Source organism: Paenibacillus sp. FSL R5-0636, assembly GCF_037974255.1.
GTDB lineage: Bacteria > Bacillota > Bacilli > Paenibacillales > Paenibacillaceae > Paenibacillus_AQ > Paenibacillus_AQ odorifer.
On record NZ_CP150232.1, the window covers coordinates 2,670,646 to 2,690,085 of the forward strand.

Sequence of the window (19,440 nt, forward strand, 5' to 3'; positions counted from 1 at the left end):
ACAGAATAAAACTTGTGCATTAAATTTCTTGTTATTGCTAACTATAGATAAAGAAGAGGTGATCAAATTGAAATTCAAAATGAAATTACTTGTGATTCTGTCGACTTTGTTCCTAACTATGAGTGTAGGTCGAATTTGTTTAGCTACGCCAGGAGATCATATTGAAGATCCAGTAAAAGACATACGAACATACACATTATCTATCCTCTTTGAAGAAATCAATAGCTCTATATCAAAACAATTTGGTTCGGATTGGGGTTTCTTTCCTAAAAAAGTTTGTGAGATAAATGGTAAGAGTCTTACTGTTGAGGGGAATCTTTTCAAAGACAATCAAACCAAAAAAATTAGAGTTGATTTAGAAAAGGAAAATTCAAGGTATAAGGTTATTCGGGTTTCGGAAATTTAGTGGAATATGTTAATGATTACTCTGTAGTCAACATGCGAATAAGTTATAGGTGAATTTTAAAGGATTATAAAAATTTCCCACCAACCTTAAGTGGTCGGTGGGATGTTCGAAATCTTTAAATTACATTAACAGTAGATCGTTTGCAAACGGTTTCGAAAAGAATATAATATCTTAATAAGATTCGGAAGGACGCCCATCAAACTAGACGGGGCATTTTTGACTTAAGGAGCGATGAAATGAAAAATCAACTCCTATTTTTTGGAATTTGCTTTACAGTGGCCACGGTTGTTATAAATCTGTTCATATTATTAAAGTACAATGTTCCACATGTTCAGCAATGGTATTGCTGGTCAATTGTGTCATTATGCGGTACGCTCATATATAACGGGGGCTACTACTATTTAAAGAAGAGAAAAGGCGTTTGTGTGATTAACGTCGGAGTAATTATTCTAGGAGTATTAGTGTTTATATTTTTATTTTAGAAGTGATTGTTTGAGTACTACATACATAGAGAAGCACAACTTTCTAACGAAGAGCTGACTTTGGGCAATGGCATTTATCTAGAACTTTAAAACAAATATGATTGAAAAATTCTTGGGTTAGAGTCCATATTAGAAGGCTATACGTAAGAATCTATCGAGATAGCTACCGCTCGAGGCATCCAACTATGATTTTAGTTTAGAGTAAAGACAAGAATACTCCGTCAACCTTCGCATTGAGTGTCCAGTTTTATTCTATGGCTTGAATATATAGTTTTGATACAGAAAAAATTTGTATGCATAGAAAGAAGATAGGCTGGGAATATATATACAATAACGTTCGCTTGAAAGGAAGAGGTAATTATGAGTAATGAACTTCTCAAACTCAATGCCTTTCTTAGTTGGTCCATAATGATTTCATTTGGATTCTTATTTGCTTTAACAGGAAAACCAACATATTTGCTTGCTGTAGTATTCAATGCTATTGTGATCTTCTTGTTTTCTAACGAAGGGGATAGACAAAAAGGTTCATGATCATCAAGAACCCAGTTGTTTTGTTTACATAGGATATAAGTAACCCCTTTTTAAGACTCCTTCACCTTTAAACTCGCCTGAGTATAGGCGAGTTTTTTAATCTTTATAAAAGATATTTGTAATTAAATGATGGAGAATTATTTATTTTTTTTAATCCCAATAGATTAATATGTATTCGCTTGATTCAAGAACGTATGTTTGGTTATAATACAAACAAACGTTCTTATTTTGGGGGGTTATCAGCGTGCATATTCGGATTGGTCAAACCGTTGAAATTGTTTACTTAGATAAAGTCGGCAAGATCACTCAGCGTAAGATTGAGGTAAAAGGTATAAAGGACGGAAAAATCCGTGCAACATGCTTAAATACAGGAGCGCCAAGAGTGTTTCTAATGGTAAATATATTAGCTTGGCAGCCAAGTGATAAAGGAGCAATTGCATGAAGCCATTAACAGATAAAGAAAAAGAAATACTCAGATCATTAATTAAGATGATCGAAATCAATCGCTATCCACCAACGTTACGTGAACTTGCCAAGGAGGTAGGATTGTCATCTACAGCGGTAATACATGCGCATATGGAGCGTTTAGAGATTAAGGGGTACATACAGAGAGGTAAGAACATGCCGCGAGCGTTGAGAGTCATTAGGGGAGTCGACGGAGACAATGAAATCACAACAGCGTAAGAAACTTGAGGGTGATGGTCTTTGGGAGGGAAGTCGGATGATAATGCTGAGCATAAAAATAGGATTCTGGACGATTCGTTGAAAAAAAGAGGTGCGATCAAAGCCTGATTTAGATCCCCGAGCATTAGTGGAGATCTCACAGGTGTTAGCTCAATCATTAGAAGATTGCAGTCCCATCACATTAACGGTGTTTAATGTGATCGAGGATATACAAATACATGGCATAGTGATGAGGGTAGACTGTCAATTAGGATAGATTAAATTTCTCCATGATGATGACTGGGAATGGATAATGATAGACGATGTAATTGGAGCTATTACATAATAAAGCCTCAGGGTTTCCTCTGAGGCTTCTGCTTATTTAAGAATATACTTACCTGAACCCTTATATTTATTAGTTTTTGTATCCCAAGTAAAAGTTCCTGAAACTATATCCCATCCTCCGTTTTGCCGATATTTTTTCCATACTTGACGTATTTCACCGTTCTTTTCGAAGTCTACTCCGATGTCTGCAATGAAATGAAGTTTTTGTACTAGAGTACCGTTTTCGAGTCGGTATACATACACCACGGTAGAAGGTGGTGTATCCACTACAATTGCGACATGTTTTTCTTTGCTGGAAGCTGGAAGAACCTTAATCTCCAAATCTTCTTCCTCATAAGCTACACCTGTATTAATTAGAACTAAAACATCTTTGGAATTTAGGAAGAATAGGTTCCCTGAGTCTGTTAAAATAATGGATTCATTTTTCTTGTCGTTGTTTAGATCTACTGTTTTTAATGAGAGGATCTTTTCATTAGGATATTTCTTGATTACAATATCTTTTGCGTGTTGGGTGGGAGATTGAGCGCTTACTGGGATTATCAATGAGTTCAACAAAAGAAAGAACCCAAGGAATGTCGTTAACGTTTTCATTTTAAAACAGCTCCTACATATAATTGTATTTTTACATTCCTCTAGTTAGTGATTATACTGGAGGGGCTTAGTCGTCGATGACGGTGACATTGAGTGCTGGAAGAATTATTAAAATTCATTAAAATGACTAGGTGAATCATGTATTGGTAAAATACCTATCAGGATTCAACAAAGTATAAGATGTAGTAGGTGCAAGTATACAGAGAAGCCCTAGGTTTCCCCAGGGCTATTTTTATTGAACTTTTTGAATAGTAGACACCGTTAGTAAGATGGCATTAGTTGTGCCTCCACCTACGTTAGCAAAAGAATAGGCTGCAGTAGGAACACCCTTAAATGTAACGTAATCACCATCAAGGATATCTCCAGTAGAATTTAGATAAATACCCATAATGGAATCTCCATTATCGTTCATGATATGTATAGCCGCGAGAGTTCCAAAGTCTGTTTCTTCCTCTGAAATTTGAACCACTTCCCCAGATACTTCGATCATCTTTGCATAGTAAGGTGAGATGTTTTTAAATAAATGACGAGAGGTAATAGTTGGATCAACTTCAGCAGCTGCTTTACTTTTAGTTTCTGCGCTAACAGCAGGAAATAGATCAAAGTTACTCACCAAGTATTCACGAGTCCTATCATCTAATTCGGATGCGCCTTCTGTGAGGTTGGTGACAACCTGAGTCATGACGAGAGCTGCCTGTGATTTCTTAGCAGCTTCTTCAGCCTCTGCTTTAGCCTTAGCATCAGCCTCTGCTTGGGCTTTTTCTTCTGCTTCCTTAGCAGCCTTCTTTTCAGCTGCTGCTTTCACTTTTGCTTCTTCTTTGGCTTTCTTTTCAGCTTCTTTTGTAGTATCTTCTGCTGTTGTATTTTTAGAGTCTTGATTTGCGCTAACTGTTTTTGCTTCTCCATTAGTATTTGCAGAAGTTGGTGTTTCAGCAGCTGTTTCGGCGTCATTAGATGAATCAACTGATACAGCAATTATAAAAATTGCAAAGCACGCCAAGGCTGATAAGAATAACTTTTTCGTTTTTTTCTTCTTAATTAAATAAATCAATCCCATTACAACCAAAACAACACTTGCTAAAAAACTTAATAACCCCACTGTCATCCACATTTTCTATATCCTCCTAAAAAATGATAATTATCGCCACGGAATAGTCTATCAGAATCAGGTAATTATTACTATGTATTTTCATGGAATAACATCTAAACTAGGGGTTTGGTATTGATCTAGAATAGATAGTGTGAATATAGTGACATTATATAAAAAATCGTATGACATTGTGATGTGAACGGATCGACAACCATTATAAATTGTATTTAGACTTCTTAGAGGAAGACCAGAACTGATATGGTTGGGAAAATTGAACAATATAGATATTAAAATACCCCGGGTGTCCTCGGGGTATTTTAATTGGTTTTAAACCAGGCACCGCCTGTACCGTCTTATTAACGAGTATAACTTATAACTGGCAAGAGAAATATTTCTATGTTGTTGAAAGGATTAGTTATTGAATCATTCCCATTTCACGGAGCCTATTTTTAATGTTTTTTAACCGAACTTCCTTTTCATTTGTTTCTTCAAGCTTTAATGAATCTACGTGTGTTTCTTTATATTTTCCAATGATTTTCTTTAAGGTTAATTCCCCGATATCTTTTTCAGTGTGTATTGTTATCGTTGGGGGGATTTTGTGATTTTCTATTATCTTGGGATCTGCAGAAATCCGTTCTAGTAAATTAAGTAGAAGTACTTGCTTTTTAGCACCTATTCTCCGTGCCTGATATATTTCTTTCCGAGTACAGTTTAATAAACGATCAAGATCTAAATGACCTTGGATGTATAGAGCATTTATAAGCCCCGTTAAATTGTGTCCTCGTTCTTCTTCATGAGCCACGGTTTTTAAACAATCGATATCCATATAATAAAGATGTGCTGGAAGTGGAAAGTAGTGTCTTAATACTGTGTTTTCATCAATGATGTTTTCCATGATGATTTACCTCCATTAGAATATAGGGACACTATAACAGGTTTACTGTTATGGTGAAAGTTGTATTGATTTTTTGTTTTATAAGCTTTTACAGGTTTTCGCGATAACTAATATTATGAGCAGACTTCTCTTCACGAACCGCCTTGCGAATTATATCTTTAACTTTATGAGCATCTTGAATGTCTTCGAATATAACTGAAGAATTAGAAATGTCATCGGAGAATACTGTGACTGACCCTACACCAATCAATTTATCTTTGAGAGACTGTTTTACGGATAAATCCCGTACTCGAAGAAGTTCAACTTCCTCAATATTTTTCCCAATGAGACCGGACTCTATGATTATCCGCTGAGTCGTGATTTTGTAGGTCGTATTGTTAAGAATACCGAGTTTTGCTTTTTCCTTTAATCGATCCGAGATACCAGCAGGTTTGCCTTCCCATAAAACTAATTCTTCGCTATTAGACATAAACTAATCCTCCTAAGGCTTTATAAAGATTAGTCTATCAAAACGAGGAAAAACTTACTATATTATTCTGTGAGTGAAGCCTCTTTATATCTTTACTTCTTCCCATCCTGGTGGTAATGGATTCTCAGGTGCTGTTTCTAGATATGCTGGCAGCACACTAATAAGTAACGGCTCATCAATATCTAGCAAGACAGTTTGTGTTCCTTTAGCTATAACAATACCGATCTTATTGATATGGAAACCGTTTTTGATACGGACCCGAACGCCAAGTTTTAACTCTTCGATTTTCACTTCTTCCATCCCCTAAGGTTGATTTTCCTTACTTCGTACTATTAAATATCGTTGTTATATGAATATGGTCTTAACTGTTAAAGTTTGTATTTAATTACCGATAGTCATTTCGACATATAGCGACAGTAATTTGACATTAAAGATATTACAATGCACGTAAGATCATTTACGAACCTATAGGTTCGTTTTTTATCCGAGGGAGTGCGACCAAAGTCGCCCTGCCTGTTCAATCTTTCTCAACGACCTTCCAAGTATATAATGCCTCCATAGGAACGCCTAGAATTAACGAAGCAGTATGCATGGCCTCAACACTCATAGGTTTACTATTGTCGCACCAATAATAAACCATACGTGAAGACCAACCGCTTCGGCGGGCAAATTCTGCAGGAGTCATTTCTTGGCTGTTCAGAATAGATTGCAGCAGACAGTTCCCACGGAAGGATCTGATCACTGCGGTAAGCCCCTTCGATTAAGTTGATGATTTCGAAGGAATTATAACACACTATACATCATGAGGTGAGGAAATGAGACGAATTGATTTGAACGATTTATCATTCGCTGCAAAATTAAAATCGGACTTAATGATACTACTCTGGGATCTTGAAAAGGAAAGTTTGCCTCAACAAGAAAATTTTATAGACGAGTTTCGTTCTGTTATTGGTGAATTTATTGAGTTTGAAAGCATTCTACAAGAATCCTTTAAACCAAATTCCTACAATTAGGAATATATAGGATATTGAAATAGGAACATAGGTTCGTGTATAATCCAATTATCATACATGAAAGGGTGATACTCATGGCAGCCGTTCCTAAGCCGTCAAAAAGCAAACAGACTGAAAATATCCGCCCAAAACTCGATGAGTTTACGCAAGAAGAGATTGCAGAAAAATTAAGAGAAGCACAGGAAAGTCACAAACCAATCTTTATCTCCGCTTGGAGACGTGAACCATTCAAAGGAGAAGTCATTGAATTAGATGGCCAGACACAACGCATACATATTCGAAGGGGATACGATGACACCGTTAAAATACCGTTTAAAGATATTCTTAAAGTGGATGACCCGGGGGAATAATCCCGGGTCTTTACTTTGTGGACTTTCCCACATCTTTCCCACAATAATTAAAAATCAGATACTTTTTTTGATGTAAACAATGTACACACTGGAATTAAAAACCGCGTCACTATGCTAATAAAATAATTAATGTAATCGCCGGACAACAGTGCCATAATGCAGGTGATTATGGAAAATATAGCGGTCCCGGAGCGAAAGCTATCGCGGATATGCTGCTTGCATATGAATTATATCCCTCGGCTTTTGTAAGCGCTATCCCATTGCCTGAAAGTGATGGATCTACGCCAGATGTGCTGCTGGAATGCAAGGTGGAGCTCGATTGGTTGTTTAAAATGCAAGACTCCGCAACAGGTGGTGTATACCATAAACTGACTACGCTAAGCTTTCCTGGACTGGATGTTATGCCTGAGGACGATACAGCGGATCTGTACTTCTCACCAATATCTGCTACTGCTACTGGAGATTTTGCTGGGGTTATGGCTATGGCTGCAAGAGTGTACGAGTCTTTTGATGCTGCTTATGCGCGGAAATGTCTGGATGCTGCAGGGGCAGCATGGGAATGGCTTGTTCAGCATCCAGATGTACCCGGTTTTACGAATCCGCCTGAGATTAGCACTGGAGAATACGGGGATGGAGTCGATAAGGACGAGCGGTATTGGGCAGCGGCGGAGCTGTATCGTACGACAGGGAAAGAGGAGTATCATCAAGCTGTTCTCCAGCTAGTGCAGCTGGCTTTTCCAAAATACAGTTTAGGCTGGGGTGATATGGGGGGCTATGGCACTATTGCTTATCTGTTAAATGGTGAGGAGCAAGCAGAACGTGCTTTATATGTCTCGTTAAAAGAAGGGCTTGTTGCTGAGGCGCAACGATTAGTGGAACAGAGTCGTGAGGAGGGCTATAGGATCTCTTTAAAAGAGGAGGACTATATCTGGGGCAGTAATATGCTTGTAATGAACAATGCAATGCTGCTGCTGGCGGCTGAATATTTTAGTGGAGACTCCGGTTTTGCGGACTGTGCCTTAGATCATCTACATTATCTGATGGGGCGTAACGTATTGGATATCAGCTATGTTACCGGATTTGGGGATCATGCCGTGATGAATCCGCATCATCGCCCTTCTGTAGGTGACCAAGTGGCTGATCCGGTGCCAGGATTGGTGTCAGGGGGGCCAGATCGTGGGCTGCATGATGAATATGTAGTTGAGCATTTACAGGGAAAACCAGCTGCGCAGTGCTTTGTCGATCATGAGCTTAGCTATTCTACGAATGAAGTGACGATCTATTGGAATTCACCTGCGGTGTTTGTTGTGGCCCGGTTTAATCAATAAAAAGCAATAGTTCGAATAGGGAAAGGCGTCCTGGATCTGGATGTCTTTCTCTTTTTTATAGTTGAAATGCGATATTCACGCGGGATCTAAGGCTCAAGCAAATGATTGAGCAAGGTTAAGCCTATTTCTCACAAGCGATTCCGTCTTTGTCACGGTCGCTTTTTTTATTGGCATTATAGAGTTCTTTCGATACATAGGGTTTATTTTTCGTTTTGCCGCCTTTGTTCTTGGTTGAGCTGGAAATAGCAACTCCACCTTTGTAATCTTTGTTTAGCTCCGAGCAGTTTTTGTAGGTTTTGACCTTGGATTCTGCGCTTGCTGTATTTAAGGTACCGACGGATAGAGTGAGTAGCAGGCCTGCTGCTAGACAAATGTTTAAGATTTTTTTCATGAGAACATCTCCTATAAAAATCTAATGGAATTGATGATTGCGTAGTATCGTATGTGTTTTATATTACCAGTTTAATTCATTGAGGTATACATTATTGGTGGATTTGGAAACAGTGTACATATTTATGAGTGAAGTGGGGGAATAATTAGATTCAATTCACATGTAGTGAACAGGCTACGAATGAGGTGATTCTAATTAGCAAAAAGAAAATGGCGACTGCTCTAATTGCAGGGTTGTTGCTTCTGCCGGGAATGGCCTTGGGTGCATCAGCCCCCGTTACTATGACTCGCGTTAATGGAGAACTGCTATCGGCTATGCCCAAGCCAGCTCCGGAGTCCAAGCGCATTATATTACCTTCTGCAATTCAAGCATCAGAGCTATACGGGTTCGGATTACAGCATCGGAATGCCTCGATTCAATATTCGATCTTCTCTAAAGAATTCAAAAAGATTATGTATCCGCGGTTTGTTGAACTAAACTGGGTAACGGGTGTCTCCAGCCCCTGGATCACGAACTACGAGGTCACTAAAGAAACGATAATTAACAAGAACTCAGAGGTCATAGAAATGCGTTTGGATACTGCGACTTCAAGTGGACCAGCACCTTCTATATTTTTGACAATCTCACTTGTGCAAGAGAAGAATAGCTGGGTGATTACCGGAGTGACATCGGACCCTGAGCTGCCGCGTGGCGGATTGCCTAGGAAGTAGGTATGTTATGGATAAAAAGAGCAAGCGTATTAGGGGATTCCCATACGCTTGCTCTTTTTTTGATTCGAAAGCACAATCGTTCAGTCCACGCGGTCTGTTTCTCCACAAATCATCAGTGACAATGTTCAGCCCAGAGTGGCAATGCCAGCTCGAGTCACAAATCATCAGCCTACGTTGGTGATTAATTAAGAGACCTCGCGTCAGACATCGTTACGGACCGTATTGCAGCTATTTTGGCATTATGATCGTTCTGGCGAGAGTTTCGGACTGTATGGCTCTTATTCCCCTGAAATCACGCATTATAGGAGTACTTTTGGGTGAATAGCTGCATCTGAGTCCGATAGCATGGCTAAATCGCCGAAATTGTGAAAATAAGAGCTCCTCGGTCCGATCACCGCCAAGCTCTAGTGTATTTGGAGTCGCAATGTTCAGCCCAGAGTGGAAGGCCAACTCAGCATCACAAAGCCCAGCTTGCATTATAGAGTGTAGCATACGTCACCAGCCCAGCTCATATCATACAGCGCAACTGACGTCGCATAGCCCAGCTCGCATTACACAGCGCAACTCACATCGCATAGCTCAGCTCACATCACAAAGCGCAGCTCGAGCCACCAGCCCAGCTCGAGCCACCAGCCCAGCTCACGTCACCAGCCCAGCTCGCGAACCCCAGCTCAAGCCACAACAGCTACTAGACTATCCAGCTGTTAGGCGACTAATCTCTTCCCGCCTTCACCATCAATTCCGCCAGCATTTTGGGTTCGGTTCGAACGGTGGTCATGTGATCTCCTTTGCCCTCGATGAAGCGGAAGACGCCTAAATGACTGGATTGTGTAGGATGGAATCCGTATGGACCTTGCGGTATCGCGGTGTCCTCCGTTAGATAAAGATAACTTTTGGGGATCTGGAGACTGTAGAATTTCTTGAGATCAAGCTTTTCGAAAAGTGGACTTGCTGGCTCAGGAGGAGCTTGTTTATAAAAAGCTTGCGCTTCCGCAAGACTGGCGGTGTTGACGAATGTATCCCGGAAGAGAGGAAAGGGGAGCGTTATGGTGTTATTGCCGGAAGTATCTCTTAGCTGTTCAAAGTACTTAAGCGAATCAGCTGGAAATTGGTCCGCCAGACTTTGCCCATCCAGCGGTACGAAGGCATCGAAGAATACCAGACGTTTGATCCGATCCGGTACTTGCTGAGAGACGGTTTGGATCACCGATCCACCAAAGCTATGTCCGAGCAGAATGATATCCTTTAAGTCTTTTTGCTTGATAAAGTCGACAACAGATTGTGTAATTTGCGCATGCGTTACATTATTGTTTTTGTCCCCGCCATGACCGGCATATTCCGGAGTATAGACGGTGTGTCCTAAGCTGCGAAGTGCGGCGGCCGTTTGATCCCAAAAACCAGCAGTAGCCCAAGACCCATGAACTAGAACAAATGTAAGAGGCGCCTGTTTCGATGATGTTTTGTTATTGGCGGCCTCAACCGTGGAGCTGAGATTCATAGGCTGGAAACCCATAATTGTAAAGAGAGTGATACATAACGCTAACACTATTTTTGTGTGAATGGATTTCATACTATGCCTCCTATGTGGGGTGAGAGTGTAATACTTAGAGGATGCCCCGTTTAGAAAAGAAAGATGAATTTTTATCAGGAGTAGTGAATCTCCGCACCTAGGCATAGGCAAACGCATATCTTGTGTTTAGGGAAAGCAAAAATTTATAGCAACAGAAAGGCAGGAAAAAAAGTGACTTCATACATGGACTATACGTCCCCCAATACAGAGTTTACTTTTGATGTGAACACCAATACACTTTTTAAAAAAGATGCCAACAACTTCATTAACTTGCTGTCGATTAAACAATTGAACACGCTTGAGAACATATCGCTGCTGGATATTTTTCTTAGCAAATCAAATGTTGTGGAACCTCATTATCATCAAAATGCTGCAGAGCTTGTGTATTGTATCTGCGGTTCAGCGGTAGTGTCTTTAATCAATCCGTTCACAAATGAACTTCTGCATTTTCCGATTTGTCCGGGTCAAGTGGCAAACGTGCCGCAAGGCTGGTGGCATTATGAGGTAGCTACTGTGGATAATACACATCTGCTCGCGATTTTTGACGCACCTATTCCTGAGGTCATTTTAGGTTCGGATATTCTTAGCAAAACCCCAGCAAATGTATTAGCCCATACTTACTGCTTAAATGAAGCTAAGGTAAAAGAAGCTCTTGCTCCAATCAAGCCGGGAACCTTCATCGGCCCTCCTGCTGACTGCTGCGAAGAAGATAAAGTAATGGGCAGCAGCAATATGGCTCCTAATATGGCCCCTAACATGGCCCCAAATATGCAAGCCAATGTTAAACCAAATATGCATCCTAATATGCAGCCAAATATGAATCCATACGCTCATATGCAGGCACAACCCATCCCGATATCTTCACAAATGCCTCCAGCTACACAAGCCTTTAATTATCAGCCTTACCCGATGCAAGGGTACTATACGCAGGGTTATGATCAGCATTATCGCCAACAACCCTATGTACAGCAGCAGCCGCATTACCCGTATCCAAATAACCAAGAGTAAACTAAAAAAACCTCCCGGAACTCTAGATTCCGGGAGGTTTCGTTGTTAAACCTAGGATAAACGGACAAGTACTCTTCCTCTAAGGTTTCCTTGCAGAATATCTTCCAATGCTTGCGGTAGCTCGTTTAACGTGACTTCACGATCCACGAGGTTCTCCAGCTGACTTGGCTTCAGATCGCTCGCCATCCGTTTCCAAGCCTTCTGGCGAAGGTCGGCAGGACATTCAACGGAATCTATGCCGAGAAGGTTAACACCCCGAAGAATAAACGGAAGTACTGTAGTTGGAACTGAAGTGCCTCCGGTTAAGCCACTTGCAGCTACAGAACCTCTGTAGGTGATTTTACTCAAAACTGCGGCAAGGGTGTCACCACCCACCGAATCTACTGCGCCTTGCCATAATTGTTTGTCCAAGGGTTTGCTGGCGCCGCCAATGACCTCTTCACGTGAGATCACGTCTTCGGCTCCTATACCTCTAAGGTAATCGGTAGCTTTGGCGTTACCTGTGCTTGCCACTACGCTATACCCTTTTGCGCCAAGCATGGCAATAGCAGATCCACCTACACCGCCGGTAGCGCCTGTTACAAGTACTTTGCCTTTGTCCGGGGAAACGTCATGATCTTCCAGGGCTAGTATGGACAAGGCAGCTGTCAGTCCTGCAGTACCGTAGATCATAGCTTCTTTAAGCGTCAGGCCTTCGGGAAGGGGAGTGATCCAACCTGCGGGAATCCGAGCGTATTCGCTAAAGCCGCCAAAGTGTGATACGCCAACACCATATCCTGTCGCAATGACTTGCTGCCCTTTATGAAACCGCTCATCTGTGGAAGATACCACAACACCGGATAAATCTATCCCTGGAATAAAGGGATATGTTCTTAGAATTTTACCGTTTGGAATACTGGCTAAACCGTCTTTATAGTTTACACTGGAGTAAGCAACCTTAATTACAACCTCTCCAGCTGGCAGATCCTCTAGGGTAACCGGCTTAACAGCTACGGAGAAGGATGATTCTGTTTTGTCGACAACTAACGCCTGAAATGATTCTGTCATAAGTGTGAGCTCCTTCAACTACGTTATAGGTAAGACATGTATATAATATTTATTCTGCCCGGTCAACTTGTGATTGTCTATGATATAGCGCAATTGTTTATTAAGGTTCCGTTAAATCTTGTGATAGAGGGTGAAGCTTATGAAATGGAAAAATTTAATGGGTACAGTCTTAGCGGGTATCACATTAGTCTCACTTGGCTTTAATGGATATTCTTTTTATAACAAGCCACCAAAAGAGACTAACCAAACTACCAAGGAGCTTGTTCAAACTATAGGCGAGATTTCAATCCAATCTAACTCTGAGAGTGGAGTGCAGGGTGAAAGCGTGGAGGAACTGAAAAAAATTATTTATAACTTACCTCAAGTGGAGAAAAAATTAGCTTTTATAAAGGGAGTAATCACAGAAGGGAACTCGGTTTATCTGGATCTGGATGAGGTGGAATGGTTCGGTGGAGAGGCGGCAGAAATTGCGGCTAAAGAAGATGGTATACAAGAACCCGAATCATTGCCTAATGGATTCTATATCCGAAATGCAAGCGATGAAATCGAACGACTTAAGCTTGAGACTGATGTAACTATAGCTGAACTAAATGGGGCGAGACCTCAGCAAGTTGACTATACGAATTTTATTAGCGAAGAGCTTGTGGATAGATTATTCCATCTGACATTTGTAGAAGGTAAGGCTGTTTTGCTAGAAGAGCAGTACAGACCTTAGTGAGGGAGAGCAACTGAAAGTGCCAGCGGAGAAAAGAATCGGCGGGATGCTCTACAGCATGCAGTGAAGGTAATGAAGAGTAGAAGAGCTTACGGTTTGTTTATGCTTACATACACTTAAGATTATGATGAAATTTATTTTCACGGGAAAAATGGCTCTGTGTCCGTAGCTGCTATACCTGATGTATTTGGACCGGGTGCGGATGGGAATACTGTATGAAGAAAAATTTTTCGTTGATCTAGTTAATAGGCGGAAGATATGTTTAAATGGGAAAGTATAGTATTTTTTAAATAATAGGATTGAAGAAAGAGAGGCTAATTCATGTCGATTGCGACTACAATGATTATCAGGCTCGAAATTCGGAAATCGGTTGCATCTTTTGGCGATGTTGCTTCAGGAATTGCCGCAGCTGGCGGAGATATTGTTGCTATTGACGTGATACGTGCAGGGAAGGATGTCACTACCCGAGATATAACAGTGAATGTGCAAGACGCAGCTAATGGAGAAATTATCTCAATATTATCGAAGATGCCGGGAATTAAAATAATCAACGTGTCGGATCGGACGTTTCTGGCTCATCTTGGCGGAAAAATCGAAATCACACCTAAAATGCCGATTAAAAATCGGGAGGATTTATCCTTAGTGTATACGCCGGGGGTAGCCCGAGTGTGTACGGCGATTGCCGAAGATCCCAGAAAAGCTTATTCTCTGACGATGAAAAGAAATACAGTTGCAGTCGTTTCGGACGGCACTGCTGTGCTTGGACTAGGGGATATCGGCCCGGAAGCAGCTATGCCTGTCATGGAAGGTAAGGCGATGCTGTTTAAGCAATTGGCGAACATTGATGCTTTTCCGCTATGCTTAAATACCAAAGATCCGGAAGAAATTATCAATATCGTAAAAGCAGTTTCTCCTGGCTTTGGAGGGATAAACTTAGAGGATATAAGTTCACCACGCTGCTTTGAAATCGAACGGCGGCTTGCGGAAGAGCTGGACATTCCGGTATTCCATGATGATCAGCACGGAACTTCCGTGGTGGCTTTTGCAGGACTTTTGAATGCGCTTAAAGTTGTTAATAAATCTATTGAAAATGCGCGGATTGTTGTTGTGGGTATAGGGGCGGCTGGGGTGTCCATATGTAATCTGCTGCTGGCAGCGGGCGCGCGTTATATTTATGCGGTTGATCGTGAAGGCGTTCTCAGAAAAGATCTCCAGTATGATAATCCGGAATGGCAGAAGCTTGCTGCCGCAACCAATCCTGAGGGAATTGAGGGTGGAATAACGGAGGTTATACGAGGGGCAGATGTCTTTATTGGGGTGTCCCGTGGGGGGATTCTGACCGTGGAGCATCTTAAAAGCATGGCCAGTGATAACATCGTTTTTGCGATGGCTAATCCTACACCGGAGATTGAACCGGATTTGGCAGAACCTTTTGTTCGCGTTCTAGCGACAGGCAGAAGTGATTATCCGAACCAGATCAACAATGTGTTATGTTTTCCGGGTATTTTCCGTGGCGCACTTGATTGCCGGGCTAGAACTGTGAATCTGGAAATGAAGCTGGCTGCGGCAAAAGCCATTGCATCGGTCGTTCATCCCGATGAACTCAATGAGCAATATATCATCCCAAGTATTTTTAACGAAAAAGTAGTTGAACAGGTCCGCCTGGCAGTAATCCAAGCGGCTATATCCACGGATGCAGCACGCCGGATTCCTAAAGACGTAGCAGCTATAACGGAATAAGAGCTATACGATAAATGGACTGCTTTGCTTACTTAGAGAGCAGTCTATTTGTTTTTATATTTGGAGGGAAATTGCCCGAATTGCAACTTTAAATCCACTTAAAGGTGAGGGAATGTATGAGAAAAATTCATATTATGGGAGCCTCAGGCGTAGGAACGAGTACATTAGGTTACGAATTAGCTAAAGTGTTGCCACATGTCCAGTTAGACAGTGACGACTATTTTTGGGAGCATAAATTCACTAAGCAACGTGAGGTCAATGAGCGATTAGCAAGACTTACAAGAGATTTGACTCATAAGGAACCTTGGATTCTGAGCGGTGCGGTATGTGGCTGGGGAGACGGCCTTCGACCATTATTCGATTTGGTTATTTTTCTAGGACTTCCACCGGAAATTCGTTTAGATAGATTAAGAGCCAGAGAGTACGAGAGATATGGTGATCATATTTTGCCTGGAGGAAGTAAATATGAAGCGTATCAGAGCTTTATGGAGTGGGCGGCATTATATGATGTAGCTGGAGTTGAAGTCAGGAGCAAAGTGCTGCATGAGGAATGGATGTCCGCACTGGAATGTCCTATTTTACGAATAGAGGAAGATTTATCGGTTGGAGATCGTGTTGAGATCGTGCTGAGATATTTACAAATGGTATAGGAGGAACTTTTGGTCGGCGGAATATATTCAACAGGCTACAGAAGAATTCAGCAATAATGTTGAGGGAGTCAACGGCGAGTTAAAGTCCGTACATTCTGGGATTGGTGCGTAGAGTGGGATGGACAGATGGATGAATTCGAGTTGATAGTTCGTAAATAATGGGGCTATGAAGAAGATTAAGCTGCATCCATTTTATGTGGCTAGTGCTGGGGCGGATGGCTTGGTATTATGGGCATTCTTCTTTTATGAAGATGTTGGCACAGCAGTTGGTCCAAAGAGGTTATAATTGAAAGCCTATATCTCATCCACGGAATGGTGGACTGTATGTGTATGAGCAGGGCTGTTAATTTAAAAGAAAGCAGGATGAACAATCATGGTTGATATTAAAGAAATAGAAATGGAATCTCTTCCTGAACTGGGGAATTTATATCAAGAGCTGATGAATAAACCGTCTGACCTTAATAAGCTTGAAGAAGTGTTTAAAGTGGTTAAGGCGGATAACCGGTACATTCTATTGGGTGCTTTTGTAGAGGGGGAGTTACTAGGGTCTTTGATGGGCATCGTGTGTCAGGACTTAGTGGGGGACTGCAAACCGTTTATGGTGATTGAGAATGTGGTCGTTTCAGCGCGGGCACGCCGTCAAGGCGTCGGCAAAAAACTTATGAACGCCATTGAACAAGCGGCCCGGGAAAGAGACTGCTATTATATTATTTTAGTCTCCGGTGAGCAGCGGAAGGAAGCGCATGTGTTCTATGAATCGTTAGGTTATAGAGATGAAAAGGTAGAAGGATACCGAAAACATTTAAGTTCCCATTAAAAAGTACAACAACTTTCTAGGAGGTTTTTATTTGCAGACATTTTTTCAATATAACTGGATGGTCCGCGAACAATGGTATGAGTGGTGTGCAAATATTTCTGAGGAGGAGCTGCTTGCAATACGTATAGGTGGTGTAGGCAGTATACTCAAGACGCTTTTTCACATTGTGGATGTGGAGTGGAGCTGGATTCAAGTATTGCAAGGAAAACCGGATTTCCAAGAGGATTTTGAGCAGTACAAGACTTTGCAGCATGTACGAGAATTGGATGCAAAATTCCACACAGAGGTGGAACCCTTTGTAACGGCTTGGCATGAGGGGCTGGAGCAGAGGATTTTTGAGGATCACCTTCCGGATGGCAGGATCGTGACCGATGCCTGGGGTGAGGTAATGCGCCATGTGATTGCTCATGAGATTCATCATGTCGGGCAATTATCTGTCTGGGCCAGAGAGATCGGAAAACCGCCGGTTTCAGCTAAACTGATTGGCAAAGGGCTGATAAACAGCCTGCCTGGCAAAGCGTAGACAAGCTATTCAGCGTATACTCAGATTCATATTTTACAATCTCCTTGAACTGCGAAAACATAAATCTGTACTTCAAGGAGGATTACACATGGTGAAGAAGAAAAATTTGCTGAGAAAGTTTATGGCAGTTACACTAAGTCTTGCTATCGTCTCAACAGCGTTTGGAGTTGCTGGAAACACGCCCGTAGTTAGTGCGGCGGATGCAGGTGTAACGAAAGCGTATGAATCCCTGTTCGCGGGTGACAGAATCATTGATGTTAAAGTAACGATTGATGATGCGGATTGGAAAAGTATATTAGCAAGTCCCCTCGAAAAAGAATACAAAAAAGTTAAGGTTGAAGTTGACGGGAATGTTGTTGAAAATGTTGGATTTTCTACTAAAGGGAATCTGACGTTAAAATCGGTAGCCAGTATGACAGACTCGGACAGATACAGCTTCCGGCTGAAATTTGATAAATATGATAAGAAGCAAACGTTACTTGGTCTTGATAAAATGGTACTGAACAACAATTTTTCGGACCCTTCGTATATTCGTGAATATTTACATTACGAAGCGCTCCGTTCTGTTGGTGTGGATGCACCTTTGACTGTGTTCACCAACCTGTATATCAACGGAGAATTATATGGGTTTTATGTAGGTGTGGAAGCGATAGATGACAGCTATCTAGAACGTACCTATGGAGAAACTTATGACGAAGGTGTTCTGTATGATACAGAAGAAAAAAGTTATCTGCAGTACAAAGAAGACAGTGACTACGAAACGATAACTTATGATACAGGTAAAGAAGATGATAAAGCTTCGTTAAAGAACTTCATCAAGGTACTGAATGAGATGCCTGCCGGTGAGAAGGGTTCTATTGAAAGTGTGCTAGATGTGGATTCGGCCCTGAAGTATATCGCCGCTAATGCTGTATTGGGTAACTATGACAGCTATAACGGGGATAAAGGTCATAATTATATGTTGTACGGGGATGCATCCGGTAAATTTAGTGTACTTCCATGGGATATGAACATGTCCTTTAACGGGTATTCTGGTGGCGGAGGCGGCAGAGCAGGTACAACAGCTGCTGCGGGCACAACATCTACATCGGCAACAACCATTGCAGCCAATACCAACGCAGTAACTGCATCGATTGATAATCCTACACTTGGGATAAGTTTAGATCAGGTCCCAATGATTGCTAATCTGTTGGAAGTGCCTGAATATAAGACTAAATACTTGAAATATGTATCTGAGCTGGTAGATTATTTGGAAGGAATTCAGAGCAGAATCACTGAATTGGCTACCTTGATTAAACCTTACGTTCAAGCAGACCCAACCAAATTTTATACCATGGAACAATTTGAAAGTAATGTTACTTATTCAGCAACAGGTGAGATGGGTGGTAGTGGAGGAATGACTCCACCAGCTGGGATGGAAGGCATGACACCTCCGGATGGAACGACACCGCCAGCACGTCCTGATAATACAGGGACTGCGACTGATGGTAATCCTACACCTCCAACAGGTAACGCTGGAGGCGGGGGACAAGGTATGGGCACAATGGCTGCAGGTTCGATTATGACCTTTGCGCTGAACAGACTTGCTAATCTGCAAGGCCAGCTAGGACTTAACGTCACACCTCTACCCTCTGTAACTACAACACCATCAACAACTAATCCGAACACGACGGGCACTAAGGGAATATCCGTACTTTTAAACGGAACAGCGGTCAGCTTTGCAGATCAGCTTCCTGTGAATAAGGATGGCCGGGTGCTTGTGCCAGTGAATGCAATCTTTAATACTCTGGGTGCTACAGTAACCATGGATCAAACGACTAAGAAAATCACTGCAGTAAAAGACAATACAACGATCGTAATGGCCACCATTGGCAGCAAGACTGCTTACATCAATGGCAAAGCGCTCACACTCGACGTTCCTCCGCAAATTATCGGAAATCGGACATTAGTTCCGGTTAGATTTATTTCCGAGGGATTGAATATGGATGTGAAGTGGGATGCGGGGACTTCTACAGTTACAGCTACGACTAAAACAGCAGCTTAATAATTAGCTTTATCGCGTATGCGGAAATCCGGGGCAAGCTCTGGATTTCCGCATTTTTTAAT

24 protein-coding genes are annotated in these 19,440 nt (G+C 41.6%); 15 read left to right on the forward strand and 9 right to left on the reverse strand.

Going from position 1 to position 19,440, the window contains the following annotated elements; all coding sequences use genetic code 11:
- Positions 1–67 precede the first annotated feature (67 nt).
- The 4 genes from MKX34_RS11895 (at position 68) to MKX34_RS11910 (ending at position 2,103) form a co-directional block, all read left to right on the forward strand.
- Complete coding sequence (locus MKX34_RS11895) at positions 68–406, forward strand: hypothetical protein (protein ID WP_076139048.1); 339 nt, start codon at positions 68–70, stop codon at positions 404–406.
- Between the two features lie 842 nt (positions 407–1,248).
- The gene (locus tag MKX34_RS11900; RefSeq protein ID WP_179088988.1) at positions 1,249–1,419 is read left to right on the forward strand and encodes a hypothetical protein; all 171 of its coding nucleotides are present in this window, start codon (positions 1,249–1,251) and stop codon (positions 1,417–1,419) included.
- 244 nt (positions 1,420–1,663) lie between these two features.
- The gene (locus MKX34_RS11905; protein WP_076139046.1) at positions 1,664–1,861 is read left to right on the forward strand and encodes a hypothetical protein; all 198 of its coding nucleotides are present in this window, start codon (positions 1,664–1,666) and stop codon (positions 1,859–1,861) included.
- Complete coding sequence (locus tag MKX34_RS11910; RefSeq protein WP_076139045.1) at positions 1,858–2,103, forward strand: winged helix-turn-helix transcriptional regulator; 246 nt, start codon at positions 1,858–1,860, stop codon at positions 2,101–2,103. The genes MKX34_RS11905 and MKX34_RS11910 overlap by 4 nt, the downstream gene beginning before the upstream one ends.
- 357 nt (positions 2,104–2,460) lie before the next feature.
- Here MKX34_RS11910 and MKX34_RS11915 read toward each other — a convergent pair whose 3' ends face one another.
- The 6 genes from MKX34_RS11915 to MKX34_RS11940 all read right to left on the reverse strand — a co-directional run bounded on the left by MKX34_RS11915 (position 2,461) and on the right by MKX34_RS11940 (position 6,214).
- Complete coding sequence (locus tag MKX34_RS11915) at positions 2,461–3,018, reverse strand: hypothetical protein (protein WP_076139044.1); 558 nt, start codon at positions 3,016–3,018, stop codon at positions 2,461–2,463.
- 232 nt (positions 3,019–3,250) lie between these two features.
- A complete protein-coding gene (locus MKX34_RS11920; protein WP_076139043.1) occupies positions 3,251–4,129 on the reverse strand; it encodes a hypothetical protein in 879 nt (292 codons plus the stop codon).
- A 394-nt stretch (positions 4,130–4,523) separates the two neighbouring features.
- On the reverse strand, positions 4,524–5,003 hold the full coding sequence (locus tag MKX34_RS11925) for a hypothetical protein (protein WP_076139042.1): 480 nt from the start codon (positions 5,001–5,003) through the stop codon (positions 4,524–4,526).
- 88 nt (positions 5,004–5,091) lie between these two features.
- Positions 5,092–5,472, reverse strand: a complete 381-nt coding sequence (locus tag MKX34_RS11930; protein WP_076139041.1) for a PH domain-containing protein — start codon at positions 5,470–5,472, stop codon at positions 5,092–5,094.
- Between the two features lie 84 nt (positions 5,473–5,556).
- Complete coding sequence (locus MKX34_RS11935) at positions 5,557–5,763, reverse strand: hypothetical protein (protein ID WP_076139040.1); 207 nt, start codon at positions 5,761–5,763, stop codon at positions 5,557–5,559.
- Positions 5,764–5,989: 226 nt separating this feature from the next.
- Positions 5,990–6,214: a helix-turn-helix transcriptional regulator gene (locus tag MKX34_RS11940; protein WP_076139039.1), complete on the reverse strand. Its 225-nt coding sequence runs from the start codon at positions 6,212–6,214 to the stop codon at positions 5,990–5,992.
- 73 nt (positions 6,215–6,287) lie between these two features.
- Between MKX34_RS11940 and MKX34_RS11945 the strand changes: the two genes are divergently transcribed.
- From MKX34_RS11945 to MKX34_RS11955, 3 genes are all read left to right on the forward strand, one after another.
- Complete coding sequence (locus tag MKX34_RS11945; RefSeq protein ID WP_076139038.1) at positions 6,288–6,485, forward strand: hypothetical protein; 198 nt, start codon at positions 6,288–6,290, stop codon at positions 6,483–6,485.
- A 74-nt stretch (positions 6,486–6,559) separates the two neighbouring features.
- Positions 6,560–6,835: a YolD-like family protein gene (locus tag MKX34_RS11950; protein ID WP_076139037.1), complete on the forward strand. Its 276-nt coding sequence runs from the start codon at positions 6,560–6,562 to the stop codon at positions 6,833–6,835.
- Positions 6,836–6,969: 134 nt separating this feature from the next.
- Positions 6,970–8,163, forward strand: a complete 1,194-nt coding sequence (locus tag MKX34_RS11955) for a glycoside hydrolase family 9 protein (RefSeq protein WP_256717648.1) — start codon at positions 6,970–6,972, stop codon at positions 8,161–8,163.
- Positions 8,164–8,284: 121 nt separating this feature from the next.
- Here MKX34_RS11955 and MKX34_RS11960 read toward each other — a convergent pair whose 3' ends face one another.
- Complete coding sequence (locus MKX34_RS11960; protein ID WP_076105397.1) at positions 8,285–8,554, reverse strand: excalibur calcium-binding domain-containing protein; 270 nt, start codon at positions 8,552–8,554, stop codon at positions 8,285–8,287.
- Between the two features lie 209 nt (positions 8,555–8,763).
- Here MKX34_RS11960 and MKX34_RS11965 point away from each other — a divergent pair, with 209 nt between their 5' ends.
- On the forward strand, positions 8,764–9,264 hold the full coding sequence (locus MKX34_RS11965) for a hypothetical protein (protein ID WP_076100742.1): 501 nt from the start codon (positions 8,764–8,766) through the stop codon (positions 9,262–9,264).
- A 712-nt stretch (positions 9,265–9,976) separates the two neighbouring features.
- Here MKX34_RS11965 and MKX34_RS11970 read toward each other — a convergent pair.
- Positions 9,977–10,834 carry an alpha/beta hydrolase gene (locus MKX34_RS11970; protein ID WP_081383996.1) on the reverse strand — a complete coding sequence of 286 codons (858 nt, stop codon included), beginning with the start codon at positions 10,832–10,834 and terminating at the stop codon, positions 9,977–9,979.
- Between the two features lie 171 nt (positions 10,835–11,005).
- Between MKX34_RS11970 and MKX34_RS11975 the strand changes: the two genes are divergently transcribed.
- A complete protein-coding gene (locus MKX34_RS11975; protein WP_256717644.1) occupies positions 11,006–11,842 on the forward strand; it encodes a cupin domain-containing protein in 837 nt (278 codons plus the stop codon).
- Positions 11,843–11,893: 51 nt separating this feature from the next.
- Here MKX34_RS11975 and MKX34_RS11980 read toward each other — a convergent pair whose 3' ends face one another.
- Positions 11,894–12,889 (reverse strand): acryloyl-CoA reductase, encoded by a 996-nt coding sequence (locus MKX34_RS11980; protein WP_036683447.1) that lies wholly within the window; start codon positions 12,887–12,889, stop codon positions 11,894–11,896.
- A gap of 139 nt (positions 12,890–13,028) precedes the next feature.
- On the opposite strand from MKX34_RS11980, the gene MKX34_RS11985 reads away from it, so the two are divergent.
- The 6 genes from MKX34_RS11985 to MKX34_RS12010 all read left to right on the forward strand — a co-directional run bounded on the left by MKX34_RS11985 (position 13,029) and on the right by MKX34_RS12010 (position 19,378).
- Positions 13,029–13,604, forward strand: a complete 576-nt coding sequence (locus MKX34_RS11985; protein ID WP_036683450.1) for a hypothetical protein — start codon at positions 13,029–13,031, stop codon at positions 13,602–13,604.
- Positions 13,605–13,925: 321 nt separating this feature from the next.
- On the forward strand, positions 13,926–15,344 hold the full coding sequence (locus MKX34_RS11990; protein WP_036683453.1) for an NAD-dependent malic enzyme: 1,419 nt from the start codon (positions 13,926–13,928) through the stop codon (positions 15,342–15,344).
- 116 nt (positions 15,345–15,460) lie between these two features.
- On the forward strand, positions 15,461–15,994 hold the full coding sequence (locus MKX34_RS11995) for an AAA family ATPase (protein ID WP_036683456.1): 534 nt from the start codon (positions 15,461–15,463) through the stop codon (positions 15,992–15,994).
- Between the two features lie 373 nt (positions 15,995–16,367).
- A complete protein-coding gene (locus tag MKX34_RS12000) occupies positions 16,368–16,811 on the forward strand; it encodes a GNAT family N-acetyltransferase (RefSeq protein ID WP_036683459.1) in 444 nt (147 codons plus the stop codon).
- A 31-nt stretch (positions 16,812–16,842) separates the two neighbouring features.
- Positions 16,843–17,334 carry a DinB family protein gene (locus MKX34_RS12005; RefSeq protein WP_038570047.1) on the forward strand — a complete coding sequence of 164 codons (492 nt, stop codon included), beginning with the start codon at positions 16,843–16,845 and terminating at the stop codon, positions 17,332–17,334.
- Positions 17,335–17,422: 88 nt separating this feature from the next.
- Positions 17,423–19,378, forward strand: coding sequence for a CotH kinase family protein (locus MKX34_RS12010; protein ID WP_076297106.1), 1,956 nt, complete (start codon positions 17,423–17,425; stop codon positions 19,376–19,378).
- Positions 19,379–19,440 lie beyond the last annotated feature (62 nt).

Coding starts and splice junctions, on each gene's coding strand:
- MKX34_RS11970 (WP_081383996.1), bottom strand. CDS start 10,834: ATGAAATCCATTCACACAAAAATAGTGTTAGCGTTATGTATCACTCTC.
- MKX34_RS11965 (WP_076100742.1), top strand. CDS start 8,764: ATGGCGACTGCTCTAATTGCAGGGTTGTTGCTTCTGCCGGGAATGGCC.
- MKX34_RS11900 (WP_179088988.1), top strand. CDS start 1,249: ATGAGTAATGAACTTCTCAAACTCAATGCCTTTCTTAGTTGGTCCATA.
- MKX34_RS11990 (WP_036683453.1), top strand. CDS start 13,926: ATGTCGATTGCGACTACAATGATTATCAGGCTCGAAATTCGGAAATCG.
- MKX34_RS11915 (WP_076139044.1), bottom strand. CDS start 3,018: ATGAAAACGTTAACGACATTCCTTGGGTTCTTTCTTTTGTTGAACTCA.
- MKX34_RS11925 (WP_076139042.1), bottom strand. CDS start 5,003: ATGGAAAACATCATTGATGAAAACACAGTATTAAGACACTACTTTCCA.
- MKX34_RS11985 (WP_036683450.1), top strand. CDS start 13,029: ATGAAATGGAAAAATTTAATGGGTACAGTCTTAGCGGGTATCACATTA.
- MKX34_RS11950 (WP_076139037.1), top strand. CDS start 6,560: ATGGCAGCCGTTCCTAAGCCGTCAAAAAGCAAACAGACTGAAAATATC.
- MKX34_RS12010 (WP_076297106.1), top strand. CDS start 17,423: ATGGTGAAGAAGAAAAATTTGCTGAGAAAGTTTATGGCAGTTACACTA.
- MKX34_RS12000 (WP_036683459.1), top strand. CDS start 16,368: ATGGTTGATATTAAAGAAATAGAAATGGAATCTCTTCCTGAACTGGGG.
- MKX34_RS11980 (WP_036683447.1), bottom strand. CDS start 12,889: ATGACAGAATCATTTCAGGCGTTAGTTGTCGACAAAACAGAATCATCC.
- MKX34_RS11995 (WP_036683456.1), top strand. CDS start 15,461: ATGAGAAAAATTCATATTATGGGAGCCTCAGGCGTAGGAACGAGTACA.
- MKX34_RS11945 (WP_076139038.1), top strand. CDS start 6,288: ATGAGACGAATTGATTTGAACGATTTATCATTCGCTGCAAAATTAAAA.
- MKX34_RS11910 (WP_076139045.1), top strand. CDS start 1,858: ATGAAGCCATTAACAGATAAAGAAAAAGAAATACTCAGATCATTAATT.
- MKX34_RS11930 (WP_076139041.1), bottom strand. CDS start 5,472: ATGTCTAATAGCGAAGAATTAGTTTTATGGGAAGGCAAACCTGCTGGT.
- MKX34_RS11920 (WP_076139043.1), bottom strand. CDS start 4,129: ATGTGGATGACAGTGGGGTTATTAAGTTTTTTAGCAAGTGTTGTTTTG.
- MKX34_RS11960 (WP_076105397.1), bottom strand. CDS start 8,554: ATGAAAAAAATCTTAAACATTTGTCTAGCAGCAGGCCTGCTACTCACT.